The sequence below is a fragment of the Streptomyces sp. NPDC040610 genome (genome assembly GCF_055594065.1).
In genome coordinates this window covers 1530858-1546561 of the sequence record NZ_JBVIXA010000001.1, presented here as the reverse complement: position 1 = coordinate 1546561, position 15704 = coordinate 1530858, and the positions used below count along the sequence as shown (strand labels likewise).

The window sequence follows — 15704 nt, the reverse complement described above, 5'->3', positions numbered from 1 at the left end:
GCCAGGCGGATCGGACGACAGGAACGGTCGCCTCCCACCACGGCACGAACGTGCTCGACCACACCAGGAGGCATTGTGAACAGCGATCGGGACAAGATCCGCGGCGGCTGGGACACACCCGTCGACGATCAGTCCGACGCGGAGTCCGCTGCCGAGACAACGGGCGAGTTCACCATCGACTATGCGCCGCCCGCCTGGTACACGCAGAACGCGTCCGGCAGCGCAGGGGAGACGCCGTCCGCGTCGCCCGCCGCCACCACCCCTGGCTCTGGTGACGCCTCCGGCTCCGGTGACGCGTCCGCTTCCTCTTCGCCTACGCCTTCCTCGCCTACGTCTTCGGCCGGTTCCGTTCCGGGTGCGGCCGCGGATGCGGCTGCTCCTGCCGAGTCCGGTGCCGCCGGGGGCTCCTCCGAGGCTTCGGCTGGATCCTGGGGTACGGGTTCCGGGGGGTCCGGGGCACCTTCCGGTGTTCCTGCCGGCGCCGTGCCGAAGCTTCCGGTCGGCAGCGGGTTCCAGCTCGCGCCGCCCACGGGGCAGCCGATCACCCCGCCCGCTCCGCCCGCACCGCCCACGGCTCCTGCCGTTCCGCCCGCCCCGCCCGTGACCCCTCCGGCCTCCGGGGGCGTGGCGGACTGGGGCGGGGCCGTCGCGGGAGTCGCTTCCTCCGTTCCTGTACGTGGTGTGGGTGCCGGGAGCGGGGACGCCTCGGGTGCCGGGGACTCCGACAAGGGCCAGGCCGCCGCTCCCGTCGCCGAGAGCCTCGGGGGTGACGACCTGGGCGGTGGTGACCTGGAGAGCGGTGCCACCATGCGGTTCTCCCCTGCCGCGCTGCGGCGTGAGATGGCCGAGCGGGACGCTGAACGTGCGTCGGGGGATGCCCAGGGTGCCGAGGAGAAGGTCGACGCGGGGGGTGGATCGGCTGGCTCGGGTCTGAGCGACTTGGGTGCGGTCGACTCGGGTGCGGTCGACTCGGGCGTGAGCGAATCGGGCGTGACCGACTCGGGTGCGGTCGACTCAGGCCTGACCGACTCGGGTGCGGTCGACTCCGGTGCGGTCGGCGAGAGTTCGGCTGCCGAGGGTGCGGGTGCCGATGGCGCGGTTGTCGACGCTGCGATTGTTGGCTCCGATGAGGAACTCGTCGGTGGGTCGGCTTCCGGTGCTGTGGTCGAGAGGACCGGGGACGAGGACGGGCGTGAGGTCGCGGGGCAGTCCGCCGAGGCCGTCTCCGACGTGGAATCCGACGCCGACGCCAGCTCTGTCTCCGGCATCGGCTCCGGCCCAGTCGCCGACTCCGACTCCGACTCCGGCTCCGACTCTGACGTCGACCCCGGCTCCGACGTCGACTCCAGCACCAGCTCCGGCACAGGCACCAGCACCAGCACCAGCACCAGCACCAGCACCGACCCGGCTTCCGACTTCGACTCGCTCGCCGCAGCCCTCGTCGCCGGTTCCTTCGGCGCCGACCCTCGCTCCAGCAGCGGCGACGACCAGGGCGCCGAGCCAAAGTCCGGCACCCCGGCCGAGGCCGAAGCCGACGCTGCCGCCCCCGAGGCCGACCTGACACCGACCCCCGAGGCCGAGCCCCAGGACGCCCCCAAGCCCGAGCCCGCGGCCGACGTGACGCCGACCCCCAAGGTGGACCCCACCCCCAAGCCCCCCGCCGACCTCCACGACGTACAAGACTCCACCCCGCCCGCCTGGACCCCGCCGCCCGCCCCCGAGGCCGGGCTCCCGCCCCTGCCGCCCGCGTTCCAGCCCGCGGCCCCCACCTCCGCCCCGCAGTGGCCCGCGCCGACCCAGGCCCCGACGCCGGCCCCGGCCCAAGCCCCGGCCCCCGTCGCCCAGGACCAGCAGCCCCACCAGCCGCAGCCCCAGCCTTCGGCCCCGCAGGCCTGGCCCGCGCCCACGCCCCCGGCCGTCCCCACCGCGCAGACGCCCGCGCCCGCCCCGGTCCCCGAGACGCCCACTCCCCCGCCGAGCGGGTACGGGTTCCCGGCGCCCACACAGCCCGCCGAGACCCCCGCTCCCCCGCAGAGCGGCTACGGCTTCCCGGCGCCGACCCCGACCCCCGCACCCGGAGTCAACTCCCCCACCCCCCAGGGCAGTTACGGCTTCCCCCAGCCGCCTCAGACGGCCGCTCCTCAGACAGCCGCCCCTCAGGCTCCCCACACGCACGAACCCCAAGCACCGCAGGCAGCCCAGCCCCACCAGCCACAGCCCCAGCCGCAAGCCGCGCCCCCGGCTCCCGTACCCCCGCAGCAGACGGCACCGTTCCAAGCCGCCCAGCCGCAGGCCCAGCCTCCTCAGGCCCAGCCCCCGCAGGACGCGCAGCCGCAGCAGCCGCACATCCCGGGGCAGCAGCCGAGCGGCCCCTACCAGCAGCCCGCGCAACCCCAGGCCCAACCCCCCTTCCAGCAGGCCCAGTTCCCGAACCCGCTCGGCCAGCAGCCCACGCCTCCCGCCCCGGAGCAGCCGCAGGCCGTGCAGCCCCAGACCCCGCACGCCCAGCTCCCGCAGCCCCAAGCACCCCAGCCGCAACCACAGGCACAGGCACAGGCACAACCGCAGGCGCAACCCCAAGCACCCCAGATGCCCCAGGCACCCCAAGCGCCTCAGATGCCCCAGGCCCCCGTCGACCCCCGCGCCGGTGCCGCCTGGCCGCAGCCCGTGCAGCACGATCAGCGGGAGCGGACCAACCCCGGCGCGCCCCTCGGGTACACGGCCGCCGTGGAGCTGTCCTCCGACCGGCTGCTCAACAACAAGAAGCAGAAGGCGAAGAGCAGCCGTCCCGCGGGCGGCGGGTCGCGGTTCAAGTTCGGCGGGAAGAAGGAGGAGGCCGAGCGCCAGCGCAAGCTGGAGCTGATCCGTACGCCCGTCCTGTCCTGCTACCGCATCGCGGTCATCTCCCTCAAGGGCGGCGTCGGCAAGACGACCACGACGACCGCGCTCGGCTCGACGCTGGCCAGTGAGCGGCAGGACAAGATCCTCGCCATCGACGCCAACCCGGACGCCGGTACGCTCGGGCGGCGCGTGCGGCGCGAGACCGGGGCGACCATCCGCGACCTGGTCCAGGCGATCCCGTACCTCAACTCGTACATGGACATCCGGCGCTTCACCTCGCAGGCGCCGTCCGGCCTGGAGATCATCGCCAACGACGTCGACCCCGCCGTGTCCACGACGTTCAACGACGAGGACTACCGGCGCGCGATCGACGTGCTCGGCAAGCAGTACCCGATCATCCTGACGGACTCCGGCACCGGCCTGCTGTACAGCGCGATGCGCGGGGTGCTCGACCTCGCCGACCAGCTGATCATCATCTCCACGCCGTCCGTGGACGGGGCGAGCAGCGCGTCCACGACGCTGGACTGGCTGTCCGCGCACGGGTACGCCGACCTCGTCTCGCGGTCCATCACCGTCATCTCCGGGGTCCGCGAGACCGGGAAGATGATCAAGGTGGAGGACATCGTGTCCCACTTCGAGACGCGCTGCCGGGGCGTCGTCGTCGTGCCCTTCGACGAGCACCTGGCGGCCGGGGCCGAGGTCAATCTGGACATGATGCGGCCGAAGGTGCGGGAGGCGTACTTCAACCTCTCGGCGATGGTGGCCGAGGACTTCGTACGGGCGCAGCAGGCGCAGGGGCTCTGGACGTCGGACGGCAACCCGCCGCCGCGGGTCGCCCCGCCGCTGCCGGGTCAGGGGTATCCCGGGGGCGGGCAGCAGCCGTACGAGGCCACGCCGCAGCAAGGCGCGCAGCAGCCGTACGGAACCGTCCCGCAGCAGGGCGCGCAGCAGCCGCAGCCACCGGCCACCGGCCCGCAGGGCTGGCAGCCGTCCGCCCCGGGCCAGCCCCACCAGCAACCGGCCGCCCCCGGCAACCCCCACCAGCAGCCGCAGCCGCCCCAGCAGCAGTAACCACCCCCTCCCGGAAACCCCAGGAAACACACCGGAACCGCGCAAGCGCCCCGCCAGCGAAAAGGCGGGGCGCTTTTGCGTGCCACTCTCTGGCCAGCACGGCGTCAGTGGTCTTGACCAATGCGGATGAATTCCCGGTCAACTCGTTATTTCCGCAGGCCACATGGGGTTCACCGGCCGTTGACGCGCGATGACCGGCGCTGATACACACACATCAACCACCTGACGTTCCTTGATCACGTAGCCGTAACCAGCCATCTCTGCGCAAGCGATGACGCGAGGTCACCGATCCATGGACACTAAAGATCAGCACGGCAGAACACGGCCATCATCAGAGGCCCGAGCGGCCACCGCACGGAAGCGCCGCCGCCCCCGCCTCCTCCTCGCCGCCGCGGCCGCGGCCTTCACGCTCACCGCGGGCCTGGCGACCCCCCTCAACCCGGCGCCCCAGCAGGCAGAGGCCAAGGACGACGGCAAGAAGACCCTCACCATCGCGGTGGCGCAGAGCGTCGACTCGCTCAGCCCGTTCCTCGCGCAGCGCCTGCTCAGCACCAGCATCCACCGGCTGACGTACGAGTACCTCACGAACTACGACGCCAAGGACAACCACGCGATCCCGGCCTTCGCCGAGAAGTGGGAGCCGTCGGCGGACAAGCTCACCTGGACGTACACCATCCGGTCGAATTCCAAGTGGTCGGACGGGAAGAAGGCCACGGCGGAGGACGCCGCCTGGACGTTCAACAAAATCATGTCCAAGGAAGGCACAGCCACCGCGAACTCCAACTTCGTCACCAATTTCAAGAAGGTGACGGCGCCGAGTCCGACGAAACTGGTCGTCGAACTCAAGAAGCCGCAGTCGACCATGGCGGCGCTCGACGTCCCGATCGTGCCCAAGCACGTCTGGGAGAAGGTCGACGACATCTCCAAGTTCAACAACGACAAGGATTTCCCGGTCGTCGGGAACGGTCCTTTCGTCCTCACCGACTTCAAGGTCGACCAGTACGTGAAACTGAAGGCCAACAAGAACTTCTGGCGCGGCGCGCCGAAGTTCGACGAGCTGGTCTTCAAGACGTACAAGGACCAGGACGCCGCGGTGGCGGCGCTGAAGAAGGGTGAGGTGTCGTTCGTCGCGGGCCAGCCCGCGCTGACGCCCGCTCAGGCGAACGGCCTCAAGGGCGAGTCGGACATCAAGGTGAACAACGGCCCGGGCCGCCGCTTCTTCGCCCTGGCCACGAACCCCGGCGCGCGCACGCTCGACGGCAAGAAGTTCGGCGACGGCCACCCCGCGCTGCTCGACAAGCGGGTCCGGCAGGCGCTCTTCCTCTCCGTGGACCGCAAGACGATCGTCGACAAGGTGTTCCAGGGCAACGCCGTCGAGGGCGCCGGGTACATCCCGCCGCGCTTCTCCGACTACGCCTGGAAGCCCTCCGCCGACCAGGAGCTGCGCTACGACCCGAAGCGGGCGGCGGCGCTCCTCGACGAGGCCGGGTACAAGAAGAAGGGCGGCAAGCGCGTCGGCAAGGACGGCAAGCCGCTCGACTTCCGGATCCTGTGCCACGCCACCGACCCGAACGACAAGGCGGTCGGCAAGTACCTCAAGGAGTGGTGGGGCGACCTCGGCATCGGCCTGAAGGTGAACTGCCTCGACGACGTGTCCGTGCCCTGGTACGCGGGCGAGTACGACCTCGCCTTCGACGGCTGGTCGGTCAACCCCGACCCCGACTTCGTCCTCGGCATCCACACCTGCGCCGCGCTGCCGGAGAAGGCCAAGGAGAGCGCGGCGACGGACAACTTCATCTGCGACAAGAAGTTCGACGAACTGTACGACAAGCAGCTCGCCGAGTACGACCCGGCCAAGCGGGTCGATCTCGTCAAGCAGATGCAGTCGCGGCTGTACGACTCGGGCTACATGAACGTCATCGCGTACCCGAACGCCGTGGAGGCCTACCGCACGGACCAGATCAAGTCCATCACCACCATGCCGTCGGCGGCGGGGAACATCTACGGCCAGGACGGCTATTGGAGTTGGTGGTCGGCGGTCCCGGCGAGTGGGAAGAGTTCTTCCGATGGTGGCAGCTCGACCGGTGTCATCATCGGTATCGCCGTCGCCGCGGTGGTGCTCGCGGGCGGCGGAGTCCTGATCGCCCTGCGCCGCCGCTCGACCGCAGAGGACCGCGAGTAACGCATGAGACACCAGCGGATGACAGCCAAGCGGACGTCCCCCCACACCGCGAGTGACGCATGACCGGGGGCGAACGCAATCCGGCGGCGATCCTCGCCGCCGAGGCCGAAGCCAAGGACGCGGCTTCCGGCGGACCGGCCGTGCCGGCCGGTCCCCGGGGCCGCGGCCCCCGGGCGGGCAGCACGGCCGCCTATCTCCAGTACGTCGCGGGCAAGCTCGGCGGCGCCCTCGTCTCGATGTTCGCCGTGCTCGTCACCAGCTTCTTCCTGTTCCGGCTCATCCCGGGCGACCCGGTGAAGCAGATGACGGGCGGACGGCGGGTCTCCAGTGAGCAACTGGCCGCCATGCGCACGGAGTTCGGGCTCGACCAGCCGGTGTGGAAGCAGTTCACCGACTACTGCGGCAATGTCCTCACCGGGGACTTCGGCACGTCGTACCAGTTCCACACGCCCGTCATGGACAAGATCACGGAGGCGCTCGGCCCGACGCTGTGGCTCACCGGCACGGCGTACGTCCTCTACACGCTCATCGGCATCTGGCTGGGGACGCGCACGGCCTGGCGCAACGGCCGCTTCGGCGACCGCTTCCACACCGGGCTCGCGCTGACGCTGTACTCGGTGCCGTCGTTCTGGCTCGGGCTTCTGCTCATCATCACGTTCTCCGTGGGGGTCGGGCCGCTGCCCGGGATGTTCCCGACGGGCGGCATGGAGAGCGGTGACGAGAGCGGGTTCGGGTACGTCGTCGACGTCGCGCACCACATGGTCCTGCCGGTGGTCACGCTCGTCGCCGTCGGATACGCGCAGACGCTGCTCGTCATGCGCTCGTCGCTGCTCGACGAGATGGGCAGCGACTATCTGACGACGGCGCGGGCCAAGGGGCTGCGGGACGACCTGGTGCGGCGGCGGCACGCCGTGCCGAACGCGCTGCTGCCCACCGTCACCCTGATGTTCGTGAACCTGGGCACGGTGGTCGCGGGCGCGATCCTGGTCGAGACGGTGTTCTCCTGGCCCGGGCTCGGCGGCCTGTTCTACCAGGCGCTCAGCGTGCCGGACCTGCCGCTGGTGCAGGGGCTCTTCTTCGTCTTCGCGACGGCGGTGATCCTGATGAACACGGTGGCCGACGTGATCTATCCGCTGCTCGATCCCAGGGTGGGCCGATGACGACCGAGACAGCCTCCTCCGTCCCCGCGCCGCAGGAGCCCGAGAAGACGGGCGCCCCGCGGGAGGCGAAGAGCCCGCGCGCCCTCGCCTGGACGCGCAGGCGGCACTCCGCGGCCCGCTTCTGGCGGGAGTACCGCACCCACCGGGCCGGGGTCTTCGGCCTGGTCGCGCTGGTCCTCATCGCCCTCGCCGCGGTGTTCGCGCCGCTGCTCGTCGGCTCGGACGCGCAGAGCGTGACAGAGGCGCCGGGCGAGGCCATGCAGTCGCCGACCGGCGAGTTCCCGCTCGGCACCGACCAGTTCGGCCGCGATCTGCTCGCGCTGCTCGTGTGGGGCGCGCGCATCTCGCTGACGGTCGGGCTGCTCGCGGCGTTCCTGTCGGTGGCCATCGGGACGGTCGTGGGGATCACCGCGGGCCACTTCCGGGGCTGGTACGCGACCGTCATCATGCGGGTCACGGACTGGTTCCTGGTGATGCCGACGCTCGTCCTCGCCATCGCGCTCGCGTCCGTGATGGACCGCTCCGTGTGGACCGTCATCCTCGCGATCGGCGTGACGACGTGGCCGACCACGGCCCGCCTGGTGCGCGCCCAGACCCTCGCCGTGGAGTCCCGGCCCTACATCGAGCGGGCCCAGGCGCTCGGCGGCGGCCACGGCCACATCATGGCCCGGCACGTGCTGCCCAACGTCATGCCGCTGGTCCTCGCGCAGACCACCCTCGTCATCTCCAGCGCGATCCTCACCGAGGCGACGCTCGCTTTCCTCGGCCTCGGCGACCCCACGGTCGTCTCCTGGGGCGGTCTGCTCCAGGACGCGCGCGAGGCGGGCGCGGTCAGCGCGGGCGACTGGTGGTACCTGGCGCCGCCCGGCATCGCGATCGCCGTCGTCGCGCTCGCGTTCACGCTGTGCGGGCGGGCCGTGGAGTCCGTGCTCAACCCCAGGCTGGGAGTGTCCCGTTGACCACCGAGACGACCGAGACCACGATGGGCGACGCGGGCGCCGGGCGGACCCTGCTCGACGTACGGGACCTCACGGTGACGTACGCGTCCGGGGCCGCCGCCGTCCGCGGCGTCGACCTCTCCGTGGCCGCCGGGCAGAAGCTGGGCGTGGCCGGGGAGTCGGGCTGCGGCAAGTCCACGCTGGCGCTGGCGCTGCTGCGGCTGCTGCCCGCGGGCACGAGGGTGACCGGCGAGATCCTGCTCGACGGCGAGGACGTGCTCACCATGAAGTGGGGCCGGGTGCGCGCGGTCCGCTGGGCGGGCGCGTCCATCGTCTTCCAGGGCGCGATGCACTCCCTGAACGCGGTGCACCGCATCGGCGACCAGATCGCCGAGCCCGTCCTGCTGCACAAGAAGGCGACCCCGGCCGGCGCGAAGAAGAAGGCCCGCGAGCTCCTGGAACACGTGGGGCTCCCGGGCGCACGCGCGGACGCCTACCCGCACGAGCTGTCCGGCGGCCAGCGCCAGCGCGTGATGATCGCGATGGCCCTCGCCTGCGACCCGCGCCTGATCATCGCCGACGAGCCGACGACGGCGCTCGACGTGATGATCCAGGCGCAGATCCTGCGCCTCATCGAACAGCTCGTGGCCGAGCAGGACCTGGGCCTGATCATGATCAGCCATGACCTGGCGGTCCTGTCCGACACCTGCGACCGGCTCGCGGTGATGTACGCGGGGCGGGTGGTGGAGGAGGGTCCGGCGCGGGAGGTGTACGAGCGGGCGCGGCACCCGTACGGCAAGGCGCTGTCGGCGGCGTTCCCGCGCATCGGGGACCTGTCGTCGCGGTTCGCGCCCCGGGGCCTGCCCGGCGACCCGCCGGACCCCTCGGCGCTGCCGTCCGGCTGCACGTTCCACCCGCGCTGCCCGGAGGCGATCGAGTCCTGCTCGACGGACGACCAGGCGCTGCGCGCGGCGGGACCGGCGCGGCGGGCGGCGTGCGTGCACGTGGGCGCGCCGGAGGCCGGGGATGGCGCGCGGCCGTCGGCTCCGGTGGTGGAGGGGGCGCCGTGACGGGGCATCGGACGGCGCCGCCCTCCGGGGCGGGGAGGGGGCGCCGGGGAGCGCGCCCCGCGTACGCCGCCCCGCCACCGCCCCACGCCGCGCACCACCCGGCGTACGCCATGAACCGCCCACCCGGGCGCCCGGCCGCGAGGAGAAGCGCATGACCACCGAAGCCACCCTCGGCCCGACCGAGCCCCCGACCGGTTCCGCACCGCTTCTCACCGCCTCCGACCTGCGCATCTCCTTTCCCGGGCGCCGGGGCGCCGACCCGGCGCGCGCGGTGGACGGCGTGGACCTCGACATCCGGCGGGGCGAGATCGTCGCGCTCGTGGGAGAGTCGGGCTGCGGCAAGACGACGCTCGCCCGCTCCCTGCTGGGCCTCGTCCCGCCCACGTCCGGCCGCGTCACCTTCGACGGCAAGCCGCTGGACTACCGCGGCCGCGCCCTGAAGGCGTACCGCAAGCGCGTCCAGCTCGTCCTGCAGGATCCGAGCGGCTCGCTCAACCCCCGGCACACGGTGTACGAGGCCGTGGCGGAGGGGCTGCGCATCCACGGGTACGGGGGCGACGAGCGGGCCGCCGTCGGCGCGGCCCTGTCCCGGGCGGGGCTGCGGCCGCCGGAGCGGTTCTTCCTGCGGTACCCGCACGAGCTGTCCGGTGGGCAGCGCCAGCGCGTGGTCATCGCGGGCGCGCTGGTCCTGGAGCCGGAGCTGATCGTCGCGGACGAGCCGGTGGCCTCCCTGGACGCGTCCGTGCGCGGCGAGATCCTGGCGCTGCTGCTCCGGCTGCGCGAGGAACTCGGCCTGTCCGCGCTCGTGGTGACCCACGACCTGGGGCTCGCCTGGAACATCGCCGACCGGGTGGCCGTCATGTACCTGGGCCGGATCGTGGAGACCGGCGAGGTCGAGCAGGTCCTGACGGCACCTCAGCACCCGTACACCCAGGCCCTGCTGTCCGTCCTGCCGGAGGCGGAGGGGGAGCCGGTGGTGCTCACGGGGGAGCCGCCGGACCCGTCCAGGGTGCCGGGCGGGTGCCGGTTCCACGCGCGGTGCCAGATCCTGGCGGGCGGTGAGGCGGAGCGGGCCGGGGTGGCGCAGGACTGCCGTACGAAGGACCTGCCGGTGCTGTCGGGCGCCGGGGGGACGCAGGTGGCGTGCCACTGGGCGGCGGTCCGGGGGTGACCTTGCAGTCGGCGCGCCGCAGATCGTCCTGCGGGCTCGTCCTCAAACGCCGGACGGGCTGATCGTTGCCGCTCAGGCCGTCGTCACCGCGCGGACCCGAGTCAGTCGCTTGCCGCCTCGACCAGGTCCCGTGACTTCTTCACGTCGTCCGCCATCGCGACCAGGAGGTCGTCGATCGAGTCGAACTTCGCCATGCCGCGGACGTAGGCGAGGAAGTCCACGGCGACGTGCAGGCCGTACAGGTCCAGGCCGACGCGGTCGATCGCGTAGGCCTCGACGGTGCGCGCGGTGCCGTCGAACGTGGGGTTGGTGCCGACGGAGATCGCCGCGGGCATCGCCTCGCCCTGGGCGTGCAGCCACCCGGCGTAGACGCCGTCGGCGGGGATCGCGGTGTGCGGCAGGGTCTCGACGTTGGCCGTGGGGAAGCCCAGCTCGCGGCCGCGCTGGGCGCCGCGGACGACGACGCCCTCCACGCGGTGCGGGCGGCCCAGGATCTCGTGGGCGCCCGCGACGTCGCCCTCGGCGATGAGGCGGCGGGTGAGCGTGGAGGAGAAGGGCTGGCCGCCGCCCGCCGTGCCGCTCACGTACAGGTCGATGACCTCGACCTCGTAGTCATACGTCCGGCCGAGGTCGGTGAGGACCTCGACGTTGCCCGCGGCGCGGTGGCCGAAGCGGAAGTTGGGGCCTTCGACGACGGCCTTGGCGTGCAGCTTGTCCACAAGGACCTTCGCCACGAACTCGGCGGGCGACAGCTTCGAGAACTCGGTGGTGAAGGGGAGGATGAGGACGGCGTCCACGCCGAGGTCGGCCATCAGCTCGGCGCGCCGGTGGTGCGGGGCGAGCAGCGGCGGGTGGCTGCCGGGGCGCACGACCTCGCTCGGGTGCGGGTCGAAGGTGACGACCACGGCGGGCACGCCCAGTTCACGGGCGCGGGCCACCGCGCGGCCGATGATCAGCTGGTGACCGCGGTGCACGCCGTCGTAGGAACCAATGGTGACGACGCTGCGCCCCCAGTCCTGGGGGATGTCCTCCAAGCCACGCCAGCGCTGCACTGTCTTCGCTCCTCGCCGAACCCGTGTATGTATCCGTACGCCCGTACGTCTGTACGTTCCCTTGCCGATTGCGCAGGTCTAAGACTGCCATGCCGACAGTTTGTCGCCCGCATCGGCCGGGGTGGCGGAGCTCACGCCGACACGGGCACCTCGCCGGTCAGGTGCTCGATGGTGCGCCGGGCGCTCGGCCCGACCAGCGCGGCCCAGTCCTGCGGGGCTTCGGTGAGCCAGCCCATGAGCCGGGTGGCGAAGCCGGGGACGCGCCGGGCCACGTCGACCAGGGCGCGGTCGAAGGCCGTTGCGCCTTCCGGGGTGCGGCCGGCGAGGAGGGCGGTGCGGCGGACGAGGTCGCGGTCGCGCTCGGCGCCGCCGCCCCGGCCGCCGACGGCGCGCAGCACGGCCTCGAAGACGACGTGCTCCCGCTCGGCGGCGAGCAGCAGGTCGAGCAGTTCGGCGCGCAGGGGCCGCGAGACGGGGGTGCCGGGGGCGGCAAGCACGGGGGCGAGGGCGACGCGCACGTCCACGCCGCGGCCCTTCAGCAGGGCGACGACCAGCGGGAACAGCTCGGCTCGCGCCTCCGGCCCCCGTTCGAGGCGCAGATCCACATACGCCGCCGCGTCCGCCGCGGCACGCGGGCACTGCTCCACCCGCTCGCGTACGAGGTCCGCCACGCGCCGGGCGAGGGCGGGCGAGGGCACGTCGGGGAGGCCGCGCAGGACCTCGGCGGTGCCGGTGTCGCGGGCGCGCAGCCGGTCCCGGAAGGCGGCGAGCACCGGCTCCGGGTGCGTGCCGAGGGCGGTGGCCAGGGCGCTCGCGGGCAGGCCCGGGTCGCCGGTGGCGAAGCGGCGCAGGGCGTACGGGAGGTGGCGAGCGCGGGTGTGCGGGTCACGGACGAGGAGGCCGAGGGCGGCGCCGTGCAGGGACTCGTCGCCGGGGCGGTCGAGGAGCGTCTGGGCCGCGTACCGCAGCAGGCGACGGTCGGCCTCGCCGGTGGTGTGCCGGGCGGCGCGCGGGGCGTGGGTGGCGGCGGCGACGCGGCGGGCGGGGCGGGCGTCGTGGGCCCAGCGGTCGACGGCGCGGCAGAGCGCGGACGGCTCGTCCTCGGCGAGGGCGCCGAGGAGTTCGTCGGCGCGCGGGTGGGCGCAGTCGACGAGGGCCTCGGTGAGGTCGTCGACGGCGCGGTGGCGGTGCGTGTGGAGGAGGGCCTGGGCGGCGGAGGCGACGGTCGCCTCGGGGGCGGCGCGCAGCGGCCTCTCGTCGGCGAACCACCGGGTCAGATGGTGCTGTACGGCGGCGGGGTCGGCGGCGAGGCGCTCCGCGACGGCGTCCAGGCAGCGGCGCCCGGTGCCCGGCGGGCCGTCGTGCACCACGACCGCCCGCAGCAGCTCGAACCTGGCCGCCTCCGAGAGGGGCAGGGCCAGCCAGAAGTCGGGGCCGAACTGCCTTTGCCCGGCGAGGCGTTGGAGCACGGGCGCGTACGGGGTCGCGTCGGCCACCCGGAGCAGCGTCTCCCGCACCAGATGCCGCGCCCACCACCGCGCACTCCCCACGTCGTCCCCCGCCCCGACGCCGCCCCGGGCTCCCGGGTCCCCCGCCCCGCACCCGGCACCGGCGTGACCGCCCCCCACCGCCGCTCCGCGGCGGCCGTCCCACCCGCCCACCCGTGGCTGTGGGACATCAGTACGGGCCAGACAGACCCCCTCACCCCACACCGTCACACCCCCACCAGCCACAACCTCCCCCGACAACCCAAGACCACTGTCGACCGCGACCACCCCCGAGCCCCCGCAACTGTCGGCCGCACCCTCCCCCAAAGCCGTCGCCTCCCCCAAAGCGGCCACCTCCCCCGCAACCACCACCTCCCCCTCGGTCTCTGCCTCCCCCGCCTCCCCCATCCCCCCAAACACCTCAAGCGCCCCCACCAACTCCCCCAACCTCAACGCGAGTTCCTCGGCCCCCCGCTGGCGTTCGAGCCCCAGCAGGGCCTGGAGGACCGGGCCGGCCCGGTGGTGGGGCACCGGCAGGGAGCGGGGCGGGGGCGGGGCGTGGGGGTGGGCGTAGCGCAGGGTCAGGGAGGTCAGGGCCGCGTCGATGTCGAGGTGGAGGCCCTGGAGCCAGTCGCCCAGCTCCTCGTGGGCGAAGCGGTAGCCGGGGCCCGCGGGGACGAGGAGGCCTTCGGTGAGGACGGCCGAGGCCCAGCCCGTACAGCCGTCGGCGCCCCTGCCGGGCAAAGCTCCCCAGGGGAAGACCGTCTCGAAGGCGGGGCGGTCGAGCTGTCCCTGGCCGGGGCCGAGGCAGCGCCGGGCGGCCTCGTGGACCTGCCCGGACACCTTCGCCGCGAGGCGCCGTACGGCCGTCCCGCGCAGCCCGCTGTCGGCGGCGAGCCGCACGGCGACGCGCAGGCAGAGGAGGTCGAGGTGGGCGGCGAACACCTCCTCGCGGCAGGGCCGCCCGGCGGGGGCGGCGTCCGGCAGCGCCGCCGTGACCTCGGACAGGAGCCGCAGCGTCAGGGGGTGTCCGGCGTCGGCGTCGGCGAGCGCGCCGTCCGCGATGCCGTACCGCTCGCGGGCCCGGCGCGCCTGCGCCTCGGGCAGCTCGCCGAGGCGTACGCAGCCGGGCAGGGCGGCCCGGGAGCGGTACGCCATCGCGTCGCCGTCCGGGACGTGCAGCAGCTCCGGCGGGAAGTGGGCCCCGGCCTGTTCCCAGTACTCCGCGCGGCAGGCCACGACGAGCCGCGCCCCGGTGTCCCGCAGCCATCCGGCCGTCCCCGCGCTCCACCCGGCGAGGCGGTGGGCGAGCACGGGCGGCATCTCCTCGGGCCCGTCGAGCAGGAGCAGCAGCGGCCGCCCGGCGTCCCGCACGAGCCGGGCGACCCGCCCCGCGGAGATGTCACCCAGCCCCTCGTCCCCGCCGACCGCCGCGTCGGACGCGGCGAGGATGCGCCCGGCCCGCTCCAGGGCGCGGCCCACCGCGTCGGCCACGGAGGTGTCCGCGTCCCGCAGGTCGGCGCCGCGCAGCCACAGGGTGGGGGCGGGTTCGGCGCCCCGGGCGCGGCGGCGGGCGAGGGCGGCGAGTTCCGTGGTGCGGCCGGTGCCGGGGTCGCCGACGAGGCCGAGCACCCGTGCGGGTCCGGCGGCGAAGTGGGTGAACTCCCGGCAGGTGAAGGGGCGTTCGACCGGTTCGGGGTCGAGCGCGCGGGGCCCGTCGGAGCCGAGTGACGTGGCCGTGAGGTGCAGCGCGCCCGCGAGGTTCAGATCGCGGCCGAAGCCGGGCACGGTCGCCGCGTTGCGCGCGAGCAGGGCGGCGAGCGGCCCGCCGGGGTCCGCGGCGGCCGCGGCCCGCAGCGGCACGGCGAACCCGGCGGCGCGGTGCGGGGCCTGCAACGCGGTGGCGAGGACGGCGAGCACCGCGCCGGAGGCGGCGTCGACGACGGGCCCGCCCGCGGCGCCGCCGCCGAGCCGCAGCGCGTCCGCCCCGTCGGTGCCGATGGCCAGCTCCATGGCGGCGTCGAGGAGGTGGAAGCGGTCGGTGGCGGTGTACGTGACGGCGGCCGAGTCGAGAACCCGGGCCTGGCGCCAGCCACCCGTGGCGATGCGGACGTACGAGCCGACGTCCACGCCGTCGCGCGCGGCGACGGGCAGCGGGCGCAGGGCGAGGCCGTCGGTGCGGACGAGGGCGAGGTCGGTCTCCGGGAGCGCGGTGACGGCGTCGGCGGTCACGACGCAGGTGCGCTCGCCGGGCGCGTGCAGGACTATCCGGGCGAGGCCGTCGACCGCCTCGTGGCTGGTGACGACGGTGCCGTCGTCGTCGGCGGCGAAGCCGTGGCCGCGCGGACGCCCGGCCAGGTCGCAGATCCGCACCAGGGACCGCTCGGGCTCGCGCCACGCGTCGCGGCCCGCCGTCCACGCGCTCCGGCCCCGGTCCCGCTCCGCGCCGCCCCGGGCGCGCGGGCCCCGTCCCGCCATGCTCGAACCTCCCAGCCGCACCCCGTACCTTCGACCGTAGGTCGGCGATGATCAGCCGGACAGAACGCGAGCCGAACGCGCCCCCTTCCGCTCCCTCGGTTCACTCCGAGCGCCTGCCCGTAGGGGTGAATCGGCGGGTGGGGGTGGATACACCTTCTGAAGGGGGGACCGTGGGGGGGGGGGGGGGGAGAACGCCCCCCCCCCCCCCCCCCCCCCCCCCCCCCCACCACCCAAACCACCACCCACACACACCC

At 73.8% G+C, this 15704-nt stretch carries 8 protein-coding genes and 1 pseudogene; 7 read left to right on the top strand and 2 right to left on the bottom strand.

The features are described from left to right. Positions 1–75 precede the first annotated feature (75 nt). The 7 genes and pseudogenes from ACZ6AA_RS06815 to ACZ6AA_RS06785 all read left to right on the top strand — a co-directional run. A pseudogene (locus ACZ6AA_RS06815) lies at positions 76–204 on the top strand (SCO5717 family growth-regulating ATPase); the annotation flags it as partial. 786 nt (positions 205–990) lie between these two features. Further along, a complete protein-coding gene (locus tag ACZ6AA_RS06810) occupies positions 991–3912 on the top strand; it encodes a MinD/ParA family ATP-binding protein (RefSeq protein WP_471456640.1) in 2922 nt (973 codons plus the stop codon). Positions 3913–4204: 292 nt separating this feature from the next. Then, complete coding sequence (locus ACZ6AA_RS06805; RefSeq protein WP_471456555.1) at positions 4205–6094, top strand: ABC transporter substrate-binding protein; 1890 nt, start codon at positions 4205–4207, stop codon at positions 6092–6094. Positions 6095–6153: 59 nt separating this feature from the next. Next, positions 6154–7254, top strand: a complete 1101-nt coding sequence (locus ACZ6AA_RS06800; protein ID WP_468451802.1) for an ABC transporter permease — start codon at positions 6154–6156, stop codon at positions 7252–7254. Next, positions 7251–8213, top strand: a complete 963-nt coding sequence (locus tag ACZ6AA_RS06795) for an ABC transporter permease (protein ID WP_468451804.1) — start codon at positions 7251–7253, stop codon at positions 8211–8213. Before ACZ6AA_RS06800 ends, ACZ6AA_RS06795 begins: the two co-directional genes overlap by 4 nt. 23 nt (positions 8214–8236) lie before the next feature. Then, positions 8237–9262 carry an ABC transporter ATP-binding protein gene (locus tag ACZ6AA_RS06790; RefSeq protein ID WP_471456638.1) on the top strand — a complete coding sequence of 342 codons (1026 nt, stop codon included), beginning with the start codon at positions 8237–8239 and terminating at the stop codon, positions 9260–9262. A 151-nt stretch (positions 9263–9413) separates the two neighbouring features. After that, positions 9414–10433, top strand: a complete 1020-nt coding sequence (locus ACZ6AA_RS06785) for an oligopeptide/dipeptide ABC transporter ATP-binding protein (protein WP_468451808.1) — start codon at positions 9414–9416, stop codon at positions 10431–10433. A gap of 101 nt (positions 10434–10534) precedes the next feature. Here the strand turns inward: ACZ6AA_RS06785 and ACZ6AA_RS06780 are convergent, their stop codons facing one another. Together ACZ6AA_RS06780 and ACZ6AA_RS06775 are read right to left on the bottom strand one after the other, a co-directional pair. Then, on the bottom strand, positions 10535–11485 hold the full coding sequence (locus tag ACZ6AA_RS06780) for a bifunctional riboflavin kinase/FAD synthetase (RefSeq protein ID WP_468451810.1): 951 nt from the start codon (positions 11483–11485) through the stop codon (positions 10535–10537). Positions 11486–11616: 131 nt separating this feature from the next. Next, positions 11617–15450, bottom strand: coding sequence for a serine protease (locus ACZ6AA_RS06775; RefSeq protein WP_471456552.1), 3834 nt, complete (start codon positions 15448–15450; stop codon positions 11617–11619). Between the last annotated feature and the right edge of the window lie 254 nt (positions 15451–15704).